Below are 19334 nucleotides of genomic sequence, written 5' to 3' on the forward strand. Positions count from 1 at the left end.
ACCCATCAATGAAATCTTGCCGCCACCCCCTGGCTGCGGCCGCTTTGTGGACCCTGGGCCAGACGGCCTGGGCACAGGCCCAGCCGGCAACGGATGCCCAGCCCGTCATGGAGGATGTGACGGTCCGTGCAACGGCCGATGCGATCTCCAGCAGCGTGGCCACGCGCCTACCGGCCAGCGCCATGGAAACCCCGTTCACCGTGACCTCGGTGGATGAATCGGTGATCGAACACAGCAGCGCCACCAGCCTGTCGGACGTTCTGCGCTATGCAGCCACCGTGGGCGGCACGGACAACTTCGGCAACTCGGGCGAGTTCTTCAGCTCGCGGGGCTTTCAGCTGGCGGCTGGCAGCAACTACTTTCGGGATGGCCTGCGCTACCGCAAATACGGCCAGGTCCCGCTGTACGACATTGAGCGCATAGAGTTTCTGCGCGGCCCCGCATCCGTGCTGTATGGCGCGCTGCAGCCAGGCGGCGTGGTCAACATCGTGAGCCGCAAGCCCCAGGCCAGCTTCGGAGCCTCGGCCAAGCTCAGGCTCGGCGAAAACCAGCAGCGCCAGGCCACGCTGGACATCACCGGCCCCATCAGCGACAGCGTGCGCTATCGCGTACAGGCCTTGCACGGCGAGGGCAACAGCTTTCGCGACCAGGTCTCCGGGCGCTCCAAAGGCCTGTCGGCCCAGCTTGAGGTCGATGCCGGCCGCGATACCTTGCTCACGCTGCGGGCCAGCACCTACTCGGACCGGCGCACGGGCGACCGCGGCACCGTACTCGCAAAGCGGCCCGACGGCGAGATCGGCTTTGCCGATGTGCCGCGCTCGCGCTTTCTGGGCGAGCCCTGGGCCGAGTTCAATTTCCGCGACACGCAGATGTCCATCGGCCTGCGCCATCAGTTGAATGCGAATTGGCAGGTGCGCGCCGACCTGGTGCACTCCAAGCAGAAGGAAGAGCGCACCTATATGTGGTTCCTCGCGGACAACTCGCCCGTGGGACTCGATGGCCTGCTCAACCGCCAGGTCGGGGACTGGGATGCCAGCCTGAACGGCAACCTCGGACGGATCGAGGCCGTAGGCAGCTTCAGGACCTGGGATCTCAGCCACCGCCTGCTCATGGGAGCCGAGTTCGAGAGGTTCACCAATCGGCGCACCAATCTGCGCTGGGCCGCAGACCCGATCAACATCTACCAGCCCGTCTACGCGCCGACGCGCCCGGCCAACGGCAAGCAGACACTCAACTCCCTTTACGCGAACCGCGATGACAGCCAGGGCTTTTACCTGCAGGACATGATCAAGTGGCGCGACAGCCTGACGCTGCTCGCAGGCCTGCGCTGGGACAAGGTGGACTCCAAGAATCCCGACTCCGGCAAGCCCGGAGACCATGCCAGCGGCATGACCCCGCAACTGGGCATCGTGTTCCACCCCACGCCATGGCTGTCGCCCTACCTCAGCCACAGCCGCAGCTTCATGCCCCAGGACGGCACCGACCGCTTCGGCAACCGCTTCGACCCTCAAAAATCCAGGCAATGGGAGGCCGGCATCAAGATCGACCTGCCCGAGGCCAAGAGCTTTGTGACGGCCGCCGCCTTCAAGCTGGACAAGCAAAACCTCAAAGTCATCGATTCGGAGGATCCCTCCTACTCGCGCCTGTCGGGCCTGCAGCGCAGCAAGGGTCTGGAGCTGGCCATCCACAGCCGCCCGCTCAAGGGCCTGAACCTGGCCCTGAACTACGCCTATCTGGCCGAGGCCAAGTTCGTGATCGACAACAAGTACAGCGGCAACAGCATTCCAAATGCACCCAAGCATGCGCTGGGCCTGTTTGCCGACTACAACTTCCCCGGCGAGTGGTCGCGCTGGAGCGCCAGCGCAGGCGCCAGCCATGTGGGCGAGCGCCAGGGTACGGACAACAACAGCTTTCAGTTACCAGCCTATACGCTGGTCGATCTCGGTCTGCGCTACCGTGCCACAGACAGCCTGATCGTCTCCGCCAGCCTGCGCAACGCCCTGGACCGCCGCTACTACACCGGAGCCATCAACGCCACCACGATTGGCGTGGGCGCGCCCAGGCAGCTGTTCATGGGGCTGGAGCTGCGCCTGTAATGGAGCGCCCCGGTCGCCCACCCGTTTCATCACCCCAAGGAGTCCTCATGGCCTACCCCCATGCGCAACGCGCGCTCACCTCGATCACTGCTCTTGTCCTGGCCACGTCCTCGATCAGCGCCCATGCCCATCACGGCATGGAGGGACAGTTGCCCAACACCTTTGCCCAAGGCCTGATCTCGGGACTCGCTCATCCCGTCATCGGCCTCGATCATCTGGCCTTCATCGTCGCGGCAGCCTGCCTGATTGCAAGGTTTGGAGCCACTTTGCGCGCCGGCCTGTGCGCCGCATTCGTGCTGGCCTCGGTGCTCGGCACCGTGGTGCATCTTCAAAGCGTGGACTTGCCCGGATCGGAGCTGCTGATCGCCCTGTCCGTGCTCGCGGCCGGCGCCCTGGTATGGTCGCGCAGACTCGCGCCCAGCCAGTTGCTCTGGGTGGCCCTGCCCATTGCCGGCCTGCTCCATGGCTATGCCTATGGGGAGTCCATTGTGGGCGCACAGACCTCGGTGCTCACCGCCTACCTGCTGGGCTTTGTACTCATCCAGTGGGGTGTGATGTTCGGCATTGCCTGCATGCTGAACAAGCTCGAAGCCCCGCGCTTCGCGCGAGCGGCCCTGCTGTCGGGGGCACTGATCACGATCGTGGGCCTGTGGTTCAGCATCGACCAGACCATGGGCCTGCTGGCTTGAGGCGAGAAGCCATTTCGGGGACCCGCCAAGCGGGTCCGCGCGAAACGCCAGGGCACTGGCCTGGCGCACTCGCTGCCGAATGCATCGGAGGCCCCGTCCGGACTGACTGCAGATGAAGCCAAATGCCATGGCCGGACTGCCTCAGCCCCAGGGTGAATTACTAGCCCTGCTCTATGGCGATTTGCGTGCAGATGCTGCGGCACATTTGCACGACCTTGTCGTTGGCGATGAAGTAATAAATGCTCACACCTTCACGCCTGCGGCCGAGAACACCGGCCTGATACAAGGTGTTGAGGTGCTGGGACATATTCGGCTGGGTGGTCACAATCGTTCCCAGCAACTCCGATACGTTCTTCTCCCCATTGCATAACGCACTGATGATCTTGAGACGCATGGGCGCTGCCATGGCACGGAACAGCTCAGCGGCGCTCTCGAAAACGCTGTCATCGCCGAGTTCCAGATCATCAATGCTGCTACTCATAGTACGTTATTCACCTTCGTATACGACGATTTTAAATCGCAAACAGCTTCATACGTCGAAACCGATAGTTTATAACCGTCCCTTAACGTTCGGGCCAATCCCCGACTGGGCGTATTGCAAAGAACATGCATCAGGTCTTTGGCTGCGAAAAATAAACGAGGCCCCCACGCTCCCCAAGGGAGCCGCTTTTCCCTTGGGGTGGCCCGGACGCGAAAAAGGGGACGGCATCTGCAATCCCCTTTTTTGCGAGCCACACGAACCCCATAAGAACGTGTTCACGATCTCTACGCAGGTGCGTGAGCGCCTCAGGCGGGGTCAATACCTCGCATCGGCAGGCTTCTTGCCATTCGGCCAGTCCTTGTGCTTGTTGGCAAAGTCCGGACGCGGCTTGTGGCTGAAGTATTCGGCCACGTCCACGGCTTCCTGGTCGCTGAGGCCACCTTGTCCCAGCGGGAACTTGTTGTGCATGGCAATCGGCATATTGCGCTTGACGAAGGCCGCAGCCGTGTAGGTACGGGCCAGGCCTGCGCCCAGGTTGAAGGACTCATCGCCCCACAGCGGTGGGTAGACCCACTGGCCCTTGGCATTCTTGATGCCTTCGCCGTCGCTGCCGTGGCAGATGGCGCATTGGGCGGTGTAGATCTTCTGGCCGTTTTCGGGGTTGGGGATGATGTCCTGGCTGATCTTGCCCACGCCACGGCCCTCGACCTTGTCTTCGGGCTTGGTTTCGTTGCGCATCCAGTCGAACAGCGCGACCATGGACTTCATCTCTTCCGAATCCAGCGGCAGGGGCTTGCCGTTCATGGAACGCAGGAAGCAGCCGTTGATGCGGTCTTCCAGCGTGATGGTGCGGCCGGCGCGCGGCGCGTAGCTGGGGAAGAAAGCCGAGACGCCGATATAGGGCGAGCCATCGGCCACGGTACCTGCGTTCAAGTGGCAGCTGGCGCAGTTCAGCGCATTGCCCACGTTCTTGGGTAGCAGGTCACGGGTTTCGATGTTCAGACGTGCACCGTAGACCAGTTGCTCGGCATTCTCTTCCTTGAGCATGTTGGCCAGGCGAGGCGTCTCGAAGGGGCGCGAGTTGTCGGGCTGGGCATTGAGTTGCTTGCGCTGGCTGGCAATGTCCTTGGCCTTGATTTCGGCGGCTTCCTTGCTGCCCCAGCTGCGGCGCGCAAAGTTCAGGATGTCGGCAATTTCCTGGTCACCCAATTGGGCGAAGGAGGGCATGGTCAGCGGGTGCGAGTGGGTCTGGGTCACGGGTGTGGTCCAGCCGGTCAGCATGATGTGCACCAGGGTGCTGGGGTCACCGCCGCGCAGCGAGCGATTGCCTTGCAGGGGCGGGAACACGTCCTTCACGCCGCCGCCATCTGCACGGTGGCAGTCGGCGCAGAACTGCAGATAGCCCAGGCCGCCACGGGTGGTGTAGAGGTCGGCAGGCACGTTGTAGTGGGCGGCATTGGCGGCCACCAGGGCCTCGGTGCTGCCCACGGCGCGTGCCGGAATGGCGATTTGCGGTGCAGGGCCTTGGGCCACTTGCATGGGCAGGTCGGCCTTGCCGGCCGGCAGGGCCTTGAGGTAGGTGCCAATGGCCAGCAGATCGCTGTCCGTCATGTACTGGGTGCTGTGCTGCACCACGTCCACCATATTGCCGGAGACGGTGCCGTGGCGGTTGCGCCCGGTCTTCAGCAGCTCGGCGGTTTCCTCGGGGGTCCACAGATTGCGCAGGCTCAGGGCGCGCCAGCCTTCGACGATTTCGCCGGCCAGGAAGTGCACGCCATTCTTGCCTTCGCCGGTCATGGTCTTTTCCTGGAAAGCCACGCCACGCGGGGTGTGGCAAGCGCCGCAGTGACCCAGGCCTTGCACCAGGTAGGCGCCGCGGTTCCATTCGGCACTTTGGCTGGCCTGGGGCTGGAAGGGGGTGCTGTCCAGGAACATCCAGTTCCACAGCGACAGGCCCCAGCGCTGGTTGAAGGGAAAGCCCATCTCCGAGGGCTTGTTGTCGGCCTGCACCGGCTCCACGCCCTGCATCAGATAGGCGTACAGCGCCTGCATATCGTCCTCGGTCATCTTGGCGTAGGACGGATAGGGCATGGCCGGGTAGAGGTTGCGGCCGTCTGCGGCCACGCCCTTGCGCATGGCGCGGTCGAATTGCTCGAAGCTGTAGCCACCCATGCCGGTGCCCTTGTCGGGCGTGATGTTGGTGGAGTAGAGCTTGCCGAAAGGTGTCTCCAGCGCCAGGCCGCCGGCCATGGGCTGGCTCTTGGTGCCGGTATGGCAGGCCACGCAGTCGCCCAGACGGGCCACATAGCGGCCGCGCTCGATCAGGGCGCGCTGATCGGCCGGCAGATCGGCGGCGTAGTTGGCGGGCAGGTCGTCAATGACCTGGGGAATGTTGTCGGTTGCGCCGGCCAGGTGCCAGCCAGCGGCCAGCGCCGCTGCCGCCAAAGGCAGGACGCTGTATTTCCAAATGGTTTTCATGGGCTTTCCCCCAAATGCTTGTTATGTAGGGTGCCCAATAATACGTTTTTTACTTCGCTATATTCTGATATGCATATCGATTTTGATATTCATCAGCAATCATGCCGCCGGGTTTATTTACCACCAGACGATGTATACGGGAGATGGCCCGAGAGCGTACCGGCCGGAGACAAGCCCGGGGTATTTTTCATGCAAGCTGTTGTTTTTAAATATTTTCATGATTTTCACCCATGTAATTCCGAACCGTGAAATGCATGATTTCGGCAGGTCTGAAATGGGACGCGAAAAATTCTAGATTTTTTCAAAAACCGGATGAATACTTTTCCGATGGATTTGGTGTATTAATTTTTTATTTAATGCGAGCTTAATTATTGTGATGCATGCATGAATGACTGATTTTCACCAGCTCCCACGGGATTTTCTGTCCGGCATGGGCCGGCTCCCTGGCAGCTGGTGCAGCGGTTGCGCAGGGGCAGCAGGCCGCGTCTTGCAATGCGCGGCCCGCACAGGACGGTCCAGGGCTTAGATCGTTAGTTCTTTCGCAGGCATTCGCTCATGAAGGCCTTGCGCTCATCGCCCTTTTTGCCCGTGGCTTCGGCGTTGCAGCTCTTCATGCGTTCCTGCTGGCGCTTTTTGCCATCGGACAGGCAGGCCTTCATGAACTCCTTGCGCTCATCGCCTTTCTTGCCTGTGGCTTCTGTATTGCAGGTGCCCATGAGCTTTTGCTGGGCCGTGGGGGCTTTGCCTTCTTTCTGGCCTTCGGCAGCGAAGGCCATGCTGCAAGCCAGGGAAGCAGCCGCCAGAACAATGAGTTTTTTCATGATGCTATTGATGGAGAGCACGCCGATAGCCAGCGCCAGCGGATTGCAGCACAGTGCCGCAGCACACGCAATGTCCCAGGCTGGCAACGCAGGATTTCTCGTCCGGGCAGGCTCGGCCCGGGTCGATAATGGACGGTTTTGGGACTCAACAGGACATTCGCGTGGACACTCTTTTGCTGCTCAAGGCTGCCATCATGGGCATTGTCGAAGGACTTACCGAGTTCTTGCCCATTTCCTCCACGGGCCATTTGATCCTCGCGGGCTCTCTGCTGGGCTTTCATGATGAAAAGGCCAAGGTCTTCGATATCGCCATCCAGACCGGAGCCATCTTTGCAGTGGTACTGGTCTACTGGCAAAAGATCCGCAGCACCCTGGTGGAGCTGCCGTCCAGCCGTCAGGCACAGAAGTTCGCGCTCAACGTGATCATCGGCTTTCTGCCGGCCGTGGTGCTGGCGCTGATCTTCGGCAAGCTCATCAAGGCGCATTTGTTCACGCCCACCGTGGTCGCCACGACCTTCATCCTGGGCGGCTTCATCATTTTGTGGGCCGAGCGCCGGCCCGCTGCGGCCACGCGCGTGCAGACCGTGGACGAGATGACGCCCATGGACGCGCTCAAGGTCGGCCTGGTGCAATGCCTGGCCATGGTGCCGGGCACCAGCCGCAGCGGCTCGACCATCATCGGCGGCATGCTCATGGGCCTGTCGCGCAAGGCGGCCACGGATTTTTCGTTCTTTCTTGCGATTCCCACGCTCATAGGTGCGGGCGTCTACAGCCTCTATAAGGAACGCGCCCTGCTGTCGGCCGCCGATATTCCGCTGTTTGCCGTGGGCCTGCTGTTTTCCTTCATCAGCGCCTGGTTCTGCGTGCGCTGGCTGCTGCGCTATATCTCCAGCAACAGCTTCGTGCCTTTTGCCTGGTATCGCATTGCCTTTGGCATCGTGGTGCTGGTCACGGCCGGCACCGGGATCGTGAGCTGGAACGAGGCATGAGCCCTGCAGATTCTGAATAAATGTTCATAGCGCCTAGCGCTTGCCAGGTGGCGGTTTCAAATGGTTTTTTGATTGAAATCGCCTTCTGGCAAGTGCTTGCAGCTATATTTTTTGAATGCTTGAGCCCGTGGTCAGGGCCTGGATCAAAGCCTTGGCCTGGCTTGGATGCGTGAGCTCCAGCCACTGCAGATGGGGGTATTCGCCTGATTCGCGCAGGGCCGCATAGCGGCTGCGGTTGCGTTGAAAGCTGTTCCAGGACCACAGGAGTATCGAGTCCCTGGAGAAAAAGGCCATGCGCAGCGATTCGCGGTTGCCATGCCAGAGTGTGGTGTCCAGAAAGGCCCGGCTCACGGTGCGCCACAGCACGCGCGGGAAGATGGTGGCGCGGCCGTAGTTGAGCCAGATGACGTGGCTGGCCTGGGGCCACAGCAGATCGCGCACGGCGCTGTAATTGCCATCGGCCACCCAGCTCTTGCCGCCCTCTTCTTCCAGGGCCCGGGCCACCGAAGCGCGAAACTGCTCGGTCGGCACCATCGCCCAATCGGGCCCCCAGTGGTGTGCATCAAGCTCGATGTGCGTGCAGCCCAGGCCAGCGGCCAGATCTTGCGCCAGGCGGGTCTTTCCGGATCCGCTGGTGCCTATGACCAGGGCGCGTACAGCCGGTGTGGTGGCGGGCGGCGCACTCGCCATCAGCGGGCCTGGCTGCTTTCCGTGGCCAGCAGGTTCAGCAGGCTGGCCTCGATGGCCGCAGCCGTCGCATGGGGGCGCTCCATGGGAAACAGGTGGCCGCCGTCCAGCATGGTCACGCGCCCGCGCGTGAGGTGCTGGGTGAAGTCCATGCCGACCTGGCGCATCTCCACCGAAGCGCGTCCGCCGATGAAGGCCGCAGGGCAGCGCAGCGGCTGACGGCGCAGCATGGTCTGCAGGTTGTGGGGCAGGCTGTTGTAGATGGCGGTCTCCACCTCACGCGTGAAGAACAGCTCACGCCGGCCGTTGGCATCGACCAGGCCGCTTTGCACGTAGTCGCTCAGCACCTGCGGATGCCACTGGGCAAAGGCCTTCTTGGCACTGAAGTGAGCCAGGGCCTCTGCATTGCTGGGCCAGTGGTTGCGCCGGCGCTGGCTGATCTTGCCCGGCGAGACCGAGCCCACGAGCTGGGTGCGCTTGGCCACGTGCAAGGCGTTGGCACGCCAGCCGCTGACCAGGGGCGAGTCGATGAGCAGCACGCCGCGCGCAAGCTCGGGGTGCTGGGAGGCGACCATGATGCTCAGCAGGCCCCCCAGTGAGTGGCCGACCAGAAAGACCGGCATGCCTTGGCGTGCGACCTCGGCCCGCGTGAACTCGGCGAGCTGCTCCACCAGATGTGGCCAGTTATTGGTCACGGGAAAGCGCGGATCGTGGCCAAAGCGCTCCACGCCCCGCGCCTCTATGCCGCGCTGATCGAGAAGCTCCATCAACAGCTTGTAGGTGGGCAAGGCAAAGCTGTTGGCATGGGAAAACACCAGGGACAGAGGTCCGTCTTGCTGGTGTGGGCCGGGTGCCTGAGTACGGCGGGGTAGCGCGCTGGCGTGGGAAATGGTCATGGTGGTGAAGGTTTCGCGAGACTTGTAAGAGACGCTGCCGCCAGCATGGCGACAGTGAGAAGCTGTCGCCGGGCGCTGTCATGCAGTAGCGGTAACTCTTGGGCAAGTATGTGTACCGGACGGATGGTGGGCATGCCGTGAGCCGGTGATTGTTGTTGATAAATATTCGCACTGCTATGAGAGCTGCGATGACCCTTGCCGCAAGTCGTTTACCAAGCCGGTAAAGAGGGCCGATGGCTTGAGGAGGGAAGCAGTGAGGTAATTCATGGTGCCAGCATGAGAAATTTATATTTTATAAATAAAAATAAATGATTTTCCAATCAATTATCTGGATAAATGCATGCTGTATATGGGCTTTTATGGATTCTTATATTTTGGATGATGGTCTTTATATTGGTTGCTAAAAATACCCAAGCAGCATGAATTGATTTTGATGAAATGCAGTGATTATTTTTCCTTGAGGCTTATTTCTTCGCTGGATATTTTTTGACTGTCTTGACGAAGTCTTCCTTCGAAAAGGCACAGAAAAGCGCTTGCTTTGGTGTATTTCGAGAGATTGGCTTCTCGCAGGCGTGCGAATATGTTTTTATCTGTGTGTTTTGCATCTTGTGTCTTGTATGAGACACGCTTATTAACAATCGGGAGCCTTCATGCACGTGTTTCGCAATTTGTCAATACGGCACAAGCTCATGTCCAGCATGATGGCGTGCTTGTTGCTGTTTGTGGCTATTTCCACTGTATTGGGCTTTGTGTTGACGGGCGCCAGCCTGCGTGAGCGCGTGGTTGGGCAGGAGCTTCCTGCCGTGGTGGGCGAGATTCGCAACGATATCCTGCGCCAGATAGGCAGGCCTTTGGCCATGGCGAAGTCCGTGGCTGGCAATAGCTTTCTACTGGACTGGGAAGCCGCCGGAGAGCCGCAGGAGGGCAATGACGCCTGGATTAAATATGCCCAGGCAGTCAAGCAGCAGGCGGGGGCTTCTTCCGTATTTTGGGTGTCCGGCACGACCGGGCAGTATTTTGGCGAACAGGGCCTGGTTCGCAGGCTGGCCGCCGACAGCCAGGGCGATAAGTGGTTTTATGACCTGCTGGCCAGCGGGCAGTCGCAAGTCGTGGTGATCGACAAGGATCCGAGCTCAAGCGTTTATATGCTGTATATCAACGCCAGGTTCGACGCGGGTCAGGGCAAGCTGGGCGTGGCCGGCCTGGGCCTTTCGGTGGATGATTTGGCGGAGACCGTGCGCTCGCACAAGATCGGGCAGTCCGGCTCGGTCTATCTGGTGCGGGGCAACGGCAGCATTCTTGTGCACCGCGATCCGAGCCTGGTGGACGGAAAGCACTTGCTCAAGGATCGCCCGGGCTTTAATGCCGAGCTGAGCGCCTCCTTGCTGGGTAGTGAGAGGTTCGCCCACGCGATGTATGACGCACCGTCTGGCCGCCAGATCATTGCATCGTCCTATGTGCCTGAGTTGGACGTGTACGTGATCGCGGAGCTGCCCGAGACCCAGGTGCTGGGTGGCGTGCGGCAAACCATTGCCTTGACCTCGATCGTGGCAGGCGTGATCGGTGGAGGCATAGGCCTGCTCGTGATCTGGTGGGTGAGCCGCGCCATCGCAGGTCCCGTGGGACGCGCATCGCGTATGTTGGAGGAGATTGCAGATGGACATGGTGATCTGAGCCGACGCATGCCCGTGGAGACCGGCGACGAGGTGGGCGCATTGGCCACGGCGTTCAACCGCTTTGTCTCCTCGCTCGAACGAATGGTGGGGGCGGTGCGTCAGGCGGCCGATTCGATTTCCGTTGCGAGCTCCCAAGTGGCCCAGGGTAATCTGGACCTGAGCCAGCGCACCGAGCAAGCGGCCAGCGCGTTGCAGCAGACGGCCTCATCGCTGTCCGTATTGACGGACAGCGTGCAGGCCAATACCCAGGCAACCAGTAGCGCAGGCGAGCTGGCGCAGACGGCGCGCGGGGTGGCCGCGCGTGGCGGAACGGCGTTTCAGCAGGTCGTGGTGACGATGGATGGCATCAACAGCGCATCGCGCAAGATCGCTGACATCATTGGCGTGATCGATGGCATTGCATTCCAGACCAATATCCTGGCGCTCAACGCAGCCGTGGAGGCCGCGCGCGCGGGTGAGCAAGGGCGTGGCTTTGCCGTGGTGGCCGCCGAGGTACGCAGTCTCGCGCAGCGCTCGGCCGAGGCCGCCAAGGAGGTCCGCCTGCTGATCACCGACTCCGTGGCTCAGGTGGGTAGCGGCTCGCAGCAGGTAGAGCACGCAGGCGCCACCATGCAGGAGTTGCTGGACGCCGTGGCCAAGGTGGCTCAGATCATCGAGGAGATCAGAGATTCCTCCCAGACCCAGGGGCACGGCATTTCGGGCATCAATCAATCGGTCGCTGGGCTGGACGCCGCCACCCAGCAAAACTCGGCCCTGGTCGAGCAGTCGGCCGCCGCCGCCGCCAGCTTGCGTGAACAGGCCGAGCGCCTGATCAGCGAGGTGGCGGCCTTCAAGCTCGGGGACAAGTCCTTGCACCTGTCGGTTTAAGCCAGCCGTACATCAGACATGGGTCGCAGAGGCCCCCACGCGGGGCGCAAGGCCAGGCTGCTGGCGTGAAAGAGCGCCAAGAACCGTGCCAACGGCACTCATGATCAGTGCTTTTCAGGGGCAGTGCTGGCTACGGGCGGCCGCTGGCCCATTGCCTGGCCAGCATGGGATGCGCTCTCGGGAGCGCCGACCTTGCTTAGAACGTGTTCACGATCTCTACACAGGCGTGCCGCGAGGAGGTCGTGAACACACTCTTAATGCCTGGGCCTGGCCCGGCTGGACCAGGATGGAGGCCATGGAGTTAGCGCCGCTCCAGTCGGGGTCTTCTATGCTGTCGAATACCTGGCGCAGCTTTTCGTCCCAGCTATCGTGCAGCATGCGGAAATAGGGATTGCTCGTGTCTATGCAGATCACCTTGTCGGAGGTGAAGCTGTTGTTTTCATAGACTGCCAGATCCAGGGGCAGGCCGACGGACAGGTTGGACTTGAGCGTGCTGTCCATGGAGAGCAGCGCGCACTTGGTGGCCTCACCCAACGGTGTGCAAGGCGTGATCACGCGGTCCAGCACGGGCTTGCCGTATTTGAGTTCGCCGATTTGGAAATAAGGCGTCTCATTGGTTGCCTCTATGAAATTGCCGGCTGAATAGACCTGGAACAAGCGCATGCTCTCGCCCTGGATCTGGCCGCCCAGCAGCAGCGAGATGTTGAAGTCCACGCCCGAGCGCGACAGGGCCGCGCCGTCGCGCTCGTACACATGGCGCACGGCCGCGCCCAGCACACGGGCCGCATCGAACATGCTGCGCACATTCCAGATGGTCAGCAGCTCGCCCGTGGCCTCGTCGCGCAGCTGCTGGCTCTCCAGCAGCTCGCGCACCGACTGGGTGATGGACAGATTGCCCGCCGACAGCAGCACCATGAAACGCTCGCCAGGGTTCTCATAGACCATCATCTTGCGAGAGGAGCCGATCTGGTCGAGCCCCGCATTGGTGCGCGAGTCCGACAGAAAGACCAGGCCCGCATGGAGTTTGATGGCTACGCAATAAGTCATGGAGCGCCTTGAGGACAGCGAAGCTGCAAGTGTAGTTCCAGGCTTTTGCCGGGCTCAGGCCGCAAGCCGCTTGAGCCGGTAGAGTTCCTCCAGCGCCTCGCGCGGGCTCAGCGCATCGGGGTTGAGCGCGGCCAGGGCCTCGGCCAGCGGGCTGTGGGCGGCGGCGGGCTCGGGCATCTCGGGTGCCTCGAACAAGTCCACCTGCAGCCGGCCCTCGTCGGCCTGGGCTTCGAGCGCGGCCAGCGCATGGCGCGCATGGTGGAGCACGCCGGCGGGCATGCCCGCGAGCTTGGCCACCTGTATGCCGTAGCTGCGGCTTGCGGGGCCGGGCTGTATCTCGTGCAGGAACACGATGTCGTTGCCCGACTCGGCCGCGCTCACATGCATGTTGACGGCGGCGCGAGCCTTGGCCGGCAGCTCGGTGAGTTCGAAGTAGTGCGTGGCGAACAGCGTGAAGGCGCGGGTCTTGTCATGCAACTGGCTGGCAATGCCGCTGGCCAGGGCCAGGCCGTCGAAGGTGCTGGTACCCCGGCCAATCTCGTCCATGAGCACGAGCGAATGCGGCGTGGCCGAGTGCAGGATCTGCGCGGCCTCGGTCATCTCCATCATGAAGGTGGACTGGGCATTGGCCAGGTCGTCGGCCGCACCGATGCGCGTGTGGATGGCATCTATGGGGCCGAGGCGGCAGCTGGCGGCCGGCACATGCGCACCCATGCTGGCCAGCAGGACGATCAAGGCCACCTGGCGCATATAGGTCGATTTGCCGCCCATGTTGGGGCCGGTGATGATTTGCATGCGCGTGTTGGCGTTCATGCGCGTGTGGTTGGCGATGAAGCTGCCGCTGGAGGTCTCGGCCATGCGCGCCTCGACCACGGGGTGGCGGCCGGCCTCGATCTCTATGCAAGGCTGGCCCACGAATTCGGGCGCGCACCAGTTGAGCGTGAGCGAGCGCTCGGCCAGCGTGCACAGCACGTCCAGAGACGCAATCGCCTGGGCCACACGCGTGAGCGCGGGCACATGCGGCTGCAGTTGGTCGAGCAGCTGCTCGTAGAGGAATTTTTCGCGCTGCAGCGCGCGCTCCTGGGCCGACAAGGCCTTGTCCTCGAAGGCCTTGAGCTCGGGTGTGATGTAGCGCTCGGCATTCTTGAGCGTCTGGCGCCGGCGGTAGCGCTCGGGCACGGCGTCCTTGTAGCTGTTGGTGATCTCGATGTAGAAGCCGTGGACCTTGTTGAACTGCACGCGCAGATTGGGAATGCCGGTGAGCAGCTTTTCCTTGGCTTCCAGCTCCAGCAGAAAGTCGTCGCAGTTGTTCTGGATGGCGCGCAGCTCGTCGAGCTCGGCATCGAAGCCATTGGCGATCACGCCGCCATCGCGCACCAGGGCCGCAGGCTCCTCCAGAATCGCCGCCATCAGCAGCTCGGCACAGCCCTGGGGTGGCTGCAGGTCGCTGAAGATCTGGTTCAGATAGGCCGCAGGCGCTTGCCCGGATTGCGCCAGCAGCTGCGCTTTTTGTAGCGTCTTGCCCAGGCCCACAAGCTCACGCGGGCGCACCTGGCGCAAGGCCGTGCGTGCGGTGATGCGCTCCACATCGCTCACGCCCTTGAGCTGCTCGCGCAACTGTTGCCAGGGCGCGGCCATGCCGCCCCGGCCCTCGGCGCCGCGCAGGACCTGGGTCGCCTCCAGCCGGGCCCGGGCCTGGCTGCGGTCGCGGCGCGGCTCCAGCAGCCAGGTCTTGAGCAGGCGGCTGCCCATGCCCGTCATGCAGGTGTCGAGCAACGAGAACAGCGTGGGCGAATCCTCGCCGCGCAGGGTCTTGACCAGCTCCAGATTGCGGCGCGTGGTCAGCGGCAGGGCGATCAGCTCATCGTCGCGCTGCACCTGCACGGCGTGGATGTGCGAGAGGCTGCGCCCTTGCGTGTGCTCGGCATAGGACAGCAGGGCCGCGCCGGCCGCATGGGCCAGGGCCAGGTCCTCGGCCTCCCAGGCCTTGAGGCTGGCCGCGCCCAAAAGCTCAAGCAGCTTGCGCTCGCCCAGGCCGGAGTCGAACTGCCAGTCGGGGCGCGGCGACAAGGGACAGGCAATGGAGCCGCCGCTTTTGAGATCGAACAAGGCCTGCTCGAAACGCTCGGTCACGCCTGCGCTGTAGATGAGCTCACTGGGCGCGATGCGCGAGATCCAGCCCGAGAGCTCGTCCTGCGCGCATTCGGCCATGTGAATGCGGCCCTGGGTCACGCTCATCCAGGCCAGGCCGCAGCGCTGGCGCCCGGCCGTATGCAGGGACAGCAAGATGGCCTCGCTCTTGTCGGACAGCAGTTCGCTGTCGGTCAGCGTGCCTGGCGTGACCACGCGCACCACCTTGCGCTCCACCGGGCCCTTGGAGGCACCGACCTCGCCCACCTGCTCGCAGATCGCCACCGACTCGCCGAGCTTGATGAGCCGGCCCAGGTAGTTCTCCAGCGCATGGAAAGGCACGCCTGCCATGGGAATCGGAATCCCGGCCGACTGCCCGCGCGTGGTCAGCGTGATGTCGAGCAGATGGGAGACCTTCTCGGCATCGCCGAAGAACAGCTCGTAAAAGTCGCCCATGCGGTAGAAGACCAGGGTGTCCGGGTAGTCCGCCTTGACGCCCAGGTACTGCTGCATCATCGGTGTGTGTGCAGCCAACGGTGCTTGTTCAGGTTGGAGATTGCTTGGAGTTGCCTGACCCATATCGTTTGAAATCAATGTATTGGGGGCGCTGTCGCCCGCCTCTGCTTTCTGCCCCTGCGCATCCCGCTCCAGCAGCGCTGGCGGTGTTGACGCAGGAGATCGAGTGGCTTGAAAGAAAAATCTATGCCGGCCTTCTGGCCGGCGATCAGAAACCTGCGCCGTCCGGGAGGCGATATGGGCTTCAATGCACGGCAGGCCAGGCAATCGCTGGCACTTGCCGGGACGCACATTATTGTCGATGGAGCGGCATGCCAGCGCCGCCCGCACGGGTCTCGGGCAATGACGACGTCGATGATCTTGCACGTCCCGTCAAATGCCCACGCCCAGGTGAAAGATAAGCCATGGAGCGCATCCGGGAAGGCAAGGGGCCATCTCAGTGCGAGCGAGCTTGCCATGCAGGGCTCGATAACAGTGCCAAACAAAGGTTATTCCGCACCCATGTACATTAGCCGGACTCGCTGTTCCGTCGTTCGCCCCGACAGCGCTTGTCTGACACCCACGCCGCCCATTGGCCGCCGGTATCCGCACCTTCCCTGACGAAGCCCTGCGGTTGTCACTCTCCCCCTGGCGAATCCCTGGCAGATTCCGCCCCTTGTTTGGGGTTTGTCTCTCTCGCCCTACTCTGGGCCGCTTCCCTTTCTGATCGATGGCATGCGCTCGTTCGCGCGCCATCACCTACATGCTGCAAAAAAATACCAAAGAGCAGATTGGCCGCTACCTGGTCACCCCTCTCCCCTTTGCCAACGACTGCGGTGGATTTGTCGCCGCTGTTTCCATACGCCGCGGTAAATACGACCGTGTTTTCCGCTTCATCCCCAGGTTCGCCACTGAATTGCTGGCCTCCAACTATGCGCTGTCCGAAGGCCGGAGCATGGTGCTGAGCCAGCAGTTGAGCTAGGGCTGGACTGTCCGCCACATCACACTCAAAGGAGACGCATGGCCAAGGAAGAACTGATCGAAATGCAGGGCCGGGTAGAAGAAGTGCTACCCGACGCGCGCTTCCGTGTCACGTTGGAAAACGGTCATCAACTCATTGCCTACAGCGGCGGGAAGATGCGCAAGTTCCGCATCCGTGTCCTGGCCGGCGACAAGGTAACGCTGGAAATGTCTCCCTATGACCTGAACAAGGGCCGGGTGACGTTTCGCCATATCGAGACACGCTCAGGCTCCACAGGCCCTCGTCCTCCCCAAAGACGCCGTCGATAGATTCCTGTCGAACCTCCACTGGCCTGCCCTTTCTGGCAGGCCTCACATTGAAAGAGCAATATGCAAACCAATCTCTACATCACCAATCTTGGCTATTCCGTCACCGACGACTCGCTGCGCAATCACTTCGAGAGCTGCGGACATGTCACCTCTGCACAGGTCATCCTGGAGCGTGACACCGGCCGTTCGCGCGGCTTCGGCTTCGTTGAAATGGGCTCCGAATCGGCAGCCCAAGAGGCAATCCAGAAGCTCCATGACCAGCCATTGGATGGCCGCTCGCTGGGTGTGGCATTTGCCCGCGCCCGCAAGTAATTCGGCTCCCTTTTTCAAGAACGTGTAGGTGATCTGTTCGGCGCGCTGCGCCAGTGCAGAGATCGTCAGCACGCACCAAAGGTTCGCATCGCGCAAGCAATGGGAGCCTTTTTGATTTGAGGATCGGACAAGGCACGTGCGGACTCCAGGAAACTGGGGCATCGGGCGCAGCAGCCCAGCGCGCTTCGGCGGCTGTGCCACAGGCAAGCACTGCTCCGCAAAGCATATGCCTGGACTGTCCGGCTGTATGAGGGTACCGTCTGGAGCGGCCTCTAATCCTGATCGAAAGTGACACCTTCATGAGTAAAACCAAAGAAAGCACCGTCCATCGCATCGTGGCACCGAAGCAGTGGGAGCTCAAACGTGCGCAAGAACGCATCACCTACCCGCCGGAGCATGCGGGTCCGATTCAGATGGACTGGCGAGCCCGGGAGACCTATTGCGGCAAAGACCTGGATTACCGGGGGCGCGCCAAGCTCGGGTGAACCGCCCCTGCCGCGCTCGGCAAACGCATGCGGTACGACCGCGCGCTCCTCTTCAGCTGCGCCTGACTCACGTGTATTGAATTGAAGCTGAAGCACCGCACAAGCACTGTTTTTTCCGGGGCAGGATCGTGCCGCCTGCGGCATCGCCGAAAATGCAGGCGCCCGATGCAGTGCCTCGGGCATCTTCGACCGGGTTGCTCCCGGATGTTCAATCCGTCCCAAGTGTCAGCCGGGCTGAGGGCGGGTCGCAGTTGGCGGGAGGTCGGGCGTGGGTCTTTTGAAGGTGTCGGGGCTGGGCAAGTCCTTTGGCGGGGTCAGGGCCGTGGATGGCATCGACTTCGAGCTTGAGGCGGGGGAGTTGCTGGCCTTGATCGGCCCGAATGGCGCGGGCAAGTCCACGACCTTCAACATGCTCAACGGCCAGCTCAAGGCCGATGCGGGCTCGATCCGGCTTGGCGGTGTGGAGCTCGTGGGGCTGCAGCCGCGCGAGATCTGGAGGCTGGGCGTGGGCCGCACCTTCCAGATCGCCCAGACCTTTGCCTCGCTGTCGGTGCTGGAGAACGTGCAAATGGCCTTGCTGTCTGCGGATGGCCGCGCCTTCAGCTTTGCTCGCCGGGCCGCAGACTACAGGCGCGACGAGGCGCTGGGTCTGCTGGACAGCGTGGGCATGGCCGCCCAGGCCGGCCGGCCCTGCAGCGAGCTTGCCTATGGGGACGTCAAGCGCGTGGAGCTGGCCGTCGCCATGGCCAACCAGCCCAGGCTGCTGCTCATGGATGAGCCCACGGCCGGCATGGCCCCGGGCGAGCGCCACGAGCTCATGGCGCTGACCAAGAGGCTGGTCGTCGAGCGCCGCATGGCCGTGCTGTTCACCGAGCACAGCATGGACGTGGTCTTTGCCTATGCCGATCGCATCATCGTGCTCGCGCGCGGGCGCCTGATCGCCGGCGGCAGCCCCGAGATGATCCGCGAGCATCCCCAGGTACAGCAGGTGTATTTCGGCAGCGGCAAGACCTTCGGGGTCCGCAAACCGGCAGAGGAGACCCTGTGAGCCCATCGGCAGCAAAGGCAGACAGCGCAGCCGGGACGCGGCTGCTGGATGTGCGCGGGCTGTGCGCCTGGTATGGCGCGGCCCAGATTCTCTACGAGGTCGATCTGCATGTGGGGCGCGGCGAGGTCGTGGCCCTCATGGGGCGCAATGGCGCAGGCAAATCGACGACCCTCAAGGCCATCATGGGTTTGCTGCAGCGGCGCAGCGCAGGCCTGGACTTCATGGGACGCGATCTGTCGCGGCGCGCACCGCATGAGATCGCCGCCCTGGGCCTGGGCTTTGTGCCCGAGGACAGGCGCGTGTTCACCGATCTGAGCGTGGCCGAGAACCTCGAGGTCGGGCGCCAGGCTGCGCGCCAATGGCCGGACGGCAGCGCTGCGCCCTGCTGGACGCCCGAGCGCCTGTACCGGCTGTTTCCCAACCTCGGCGAAATGCCCGACCGCCGGGGCGGGGCCATGAGCGGCGGCGAGCAGCAGATGCTGAGCGTGGCCAGAACCCTCATGGGCAATCCCTATCTGGTGCTGCTGGACGAGCCCTCCGAAGGCGTGGCGCCGGTGATCGTGGAGCAGATGGCCCAGATGATCCTGGAGCTCAAGACCCAGGGCGTGAGCATTTTGCTGTCCGAGCAGAACATGCACTTTGCCGAGCTGGTGTCGGACCGCGCCTATGTACTGGAAAAGGGCCAGATCCGCTTTGCAGGGAGCATGGCCGGGCTGGCCGCCGACGAAGCCGTGCGCCGGGCCTATCTGAGCGTCTGAGCCGCAAGCGCGGCCACCGCCTCATGGGCGCTGGCAGGATTCCTGGCCTGGGCATGAAGGCAATGGTTCTGGGCTACATTGCAGACGCG

General features: G+C 62.6%; 17 protein-coding genes. 10 read left to right on the forward strand and 7 right to left on the reverse strand.

Features of this window, described 5'->3' with window-relative positions:
• Window positions 1-8 precede the first annotated feature (8 nt).
• Together G486_RS0101050 and G486_RS0101055 are read left to right on the forward strand one after the other, a co-directional pair.
• A complete protein-coding gene (locus G486_RS0101050) occupies window positions 9-2096 on the forward strand; it encodes a TonB-dependent siderophore receptor (RefSeq protein WP_027013855.1) in 2088 nt (695 codons plus the stop codon).
• A 47-nt stretch (window positions 2097-2143) separates the two neighbouring features.
• Entirely contained in the window at window positions 2144-2785 is a 642-nt protein-coding gene (locus G486_RS0101055) for a HupE/UreJ family protein (protein ID WP_027013856.1), read from the forward strand.
• A 160-nt stretch (window positions 2786-2945) separates the two neighbouring features.
• Here the strand turns inward: G486_RS0101055 and G486_RS0101060 are convergent, their stop codons facing one another.
• From G486_RS0101060 to G486_RS0101070, 3 genes are all read right to left on the reverse strand, one after another.
• Window positions 2946-3266, reverse strand: coding sequence for an ArsR/SmtB family transcription factor (locus G486_RS0101060; protein ID WP_034386225.1), 321 nt, complete (start codon window positions 3264-3266; stop codon window positions 2946-2948).
• A gap of 315 nt (window positions 3267-3581) precedes the next feature.
• Window positions 3582-5744 (reverse strand): c-type cytochrome, encoded by a 2163-nt coding sequence (locus G486_RS0101065; RefSeq protein ID WP_027013858.1) that lies wholly within the window; start codon window positions 5742-5744, stop codon window positions 3582-3584.
• Window positions 5745-6274: 530 nt separating this feature from the next.
• Window positions 6275-6565: a PsiF family protein gene (locus G486_RS0101070; RefSeq protein WP_027013859.1), complete on the reverse strand. Its 291-nt coding sequence runs from the start codon at window positions 6563-6565 to the stop codon at window positions 6275-6277.
• 161 nt (window positions 6566-6726) lie between these two features.
• Here G486_RS0101070 and G486_RS0101075 point away from each other — a divergent pair, with 161 nt between their 5' ends.
• On the forward strand, window positions 6727-7554 hold the full coding sequence (locus G486_RS0101075) for an undecaprenyl-diphosphate phosphatase (protein WP_027013860.1): 828 nt from the start codon (window positions 6727-6729) through the stop codon (window positions 7552-7554).
• Between the two features lie 102 nt (window positions 7555-7656).
• Here G486_RS0101075 and G486_RS0101080 read toward each other — a convergent pair whose 3' ends face one another.
• Both G486_RS0101080 and G486_RS21265 read right to left on the reverse strand, forming a co-directional pair.
• Window positions 7657-8244, reverse strand: a complete 588-nt coding sequence (locus G486_RS0101080; protein ID WP_027013861.1) for a P-loop NTPase family protein — start codon at window positions 8242-8244, stop codon at window positions 7657-7659.
• Window positions 8244-9137 (reverse strand): alpha/beta fold hydrolase, encoded by an 894-nt coding sequence (locus G486_RS21265; RefSeq protein ID WP_084454949.1) that lies wholly within the window; start codon window positions 9135-9137, stop codon window positions 8244-8246. Before G486_RS21265 ends, G486_RS0101080 begins: the two co-directional genes overlap by 1 nt.
• Before the next feature lie 650 nt (window positions 9138-9787).
• Between G486_RS21265 and G486_RS0101090 the strand changes: the two genes are divergently transcribed.
• Complete coding sequence (locus G486_RS0101090) at window positions 9788-11680, forward strand: methyl-accepting chemotaxis protein (RefSeq protein WP_027013862.1); 1893 nt, start codon at window positions 9788-9790, stop codon at window positions 11678-11680.
• Window positions 11681-11896: 216 nt separating this feature from the next.
• Here the strand turns inward: G486_RS0101090 and G486_RS0101095 are convergent, their stop codons facing one another.
• Together G486_RS0101095 and mutS are read right to left on the reverse strand one after the other, a co-directional pair.
• The gene (locus G486_RS0101095) at window positions 11897-12727 is read right to left on the reverse strand and encodes a proteasome-type protease (protein WP_027013863.1); all 831 of its coding nucleotides are present in this window, start codon (window positions 12725-12727) and stop codon (window positions 11897-11899) included.
• Between the two features lie 54 nt (window positions 12728-12781).
• Entirely contained in the window at window positions 12782-15373 is a 2592-nt protein-coding gene (gene mutS, locus G486_RS0101100; protein WP_027013864.1) for a DNA mismatch repair protein MutS, read from the reverse strand.
• Window positions 15374-16115: 742 nt separating this feature from the next.
• Between mutS and G486_RS0101105 the strand changes: the two genes are divergently transcribed.
• From G486_RS0101105 to G486_RS0101130, 6 genes are all read left to right on the forward strand, one after another.
• Complete coding sequence (locus tag G486_RS0101105) at window positions 16116-16334, forward strand: hypothetical protein (RefSeq protein ID WP_027013865.1); 219 nt, start codon at window positions 16116-16118, stop codon at window positions 16332-16334.
• A 38-nt stretch (window positions 16335-16372) separates the two neighbouring features.
• Window positions 16373-16642 carry a translation initiation factor IF-1 gene (gene infA, locus G486_RS0101110; protein WP_027013866.1) on the forward strand — a complete coding sequence of 90 codons (270 nt, stop codon included), beginning with the start codon at window positions 16373-16375 and terminating at the stop codon, window positions 16640-16642.
• Window positions 16643-16702: 60 nt separating this feature from the next.
• Window positions 16703-16954, forward strand: a complete 252-nt coding sequence (locus G486_RS0101115) for an RNA recognition motif domain-containing protein (RefSeq protein WP_027013867.1) — start codon at window positions 16703-16705, stop codon at window positions 16952-16954.
• A gap of 299 nt (window positions 16955-17253) precedes the next feature.
• A complete protein-coding gene (locus G486_RS0101120; protein ID WP_027013868.1) occupies window positions 17254-17439 on the forward strand; it encodes a hypothetical protein in 186 nt (61 codons plus the stop codon).
• 268 nt (window positions 17440-17707) lie between these two features.
• The gene (locus tag G486_RS0101125; RefSeq protein WP_027013869.1) at window positions 17708-18487 is read left to right on the forward strand and encodes an ABC transporter ATP-binding protein; all 780 of its coding nucleotides are present in this window, start codon (window positions 17708-17710) and stop codon (window positions 18485-18487) included.
• On the forward strand, window positions 18484-19245 hold the full coding sequence (locus G486_RS0101130) for an ABC transporter ATP-binding protein (RefSeq protein WP_407059778.1): 762 nt from the start codon (window positions 18484-18486) through the stop codon (window positions 19243-19245). The genes G486_RS0101125 and G486_RS0101130 overlap by 4 nt, the downstream gene beginning before the upstream one ends.
• Window positions 19246-19334 lie beyond the last annotated feature (89 nt).

Origin of the sequence: Comamonas composti DSM 21721 (assembly GCF_000429845.1) — a bacterium.
Lineage (GTDB): Bacteria > Pseudomonadota > Gammaproteobacteria > Burkholderiales > Burkholderiaceae_C > Comamonas > Comamonas composti.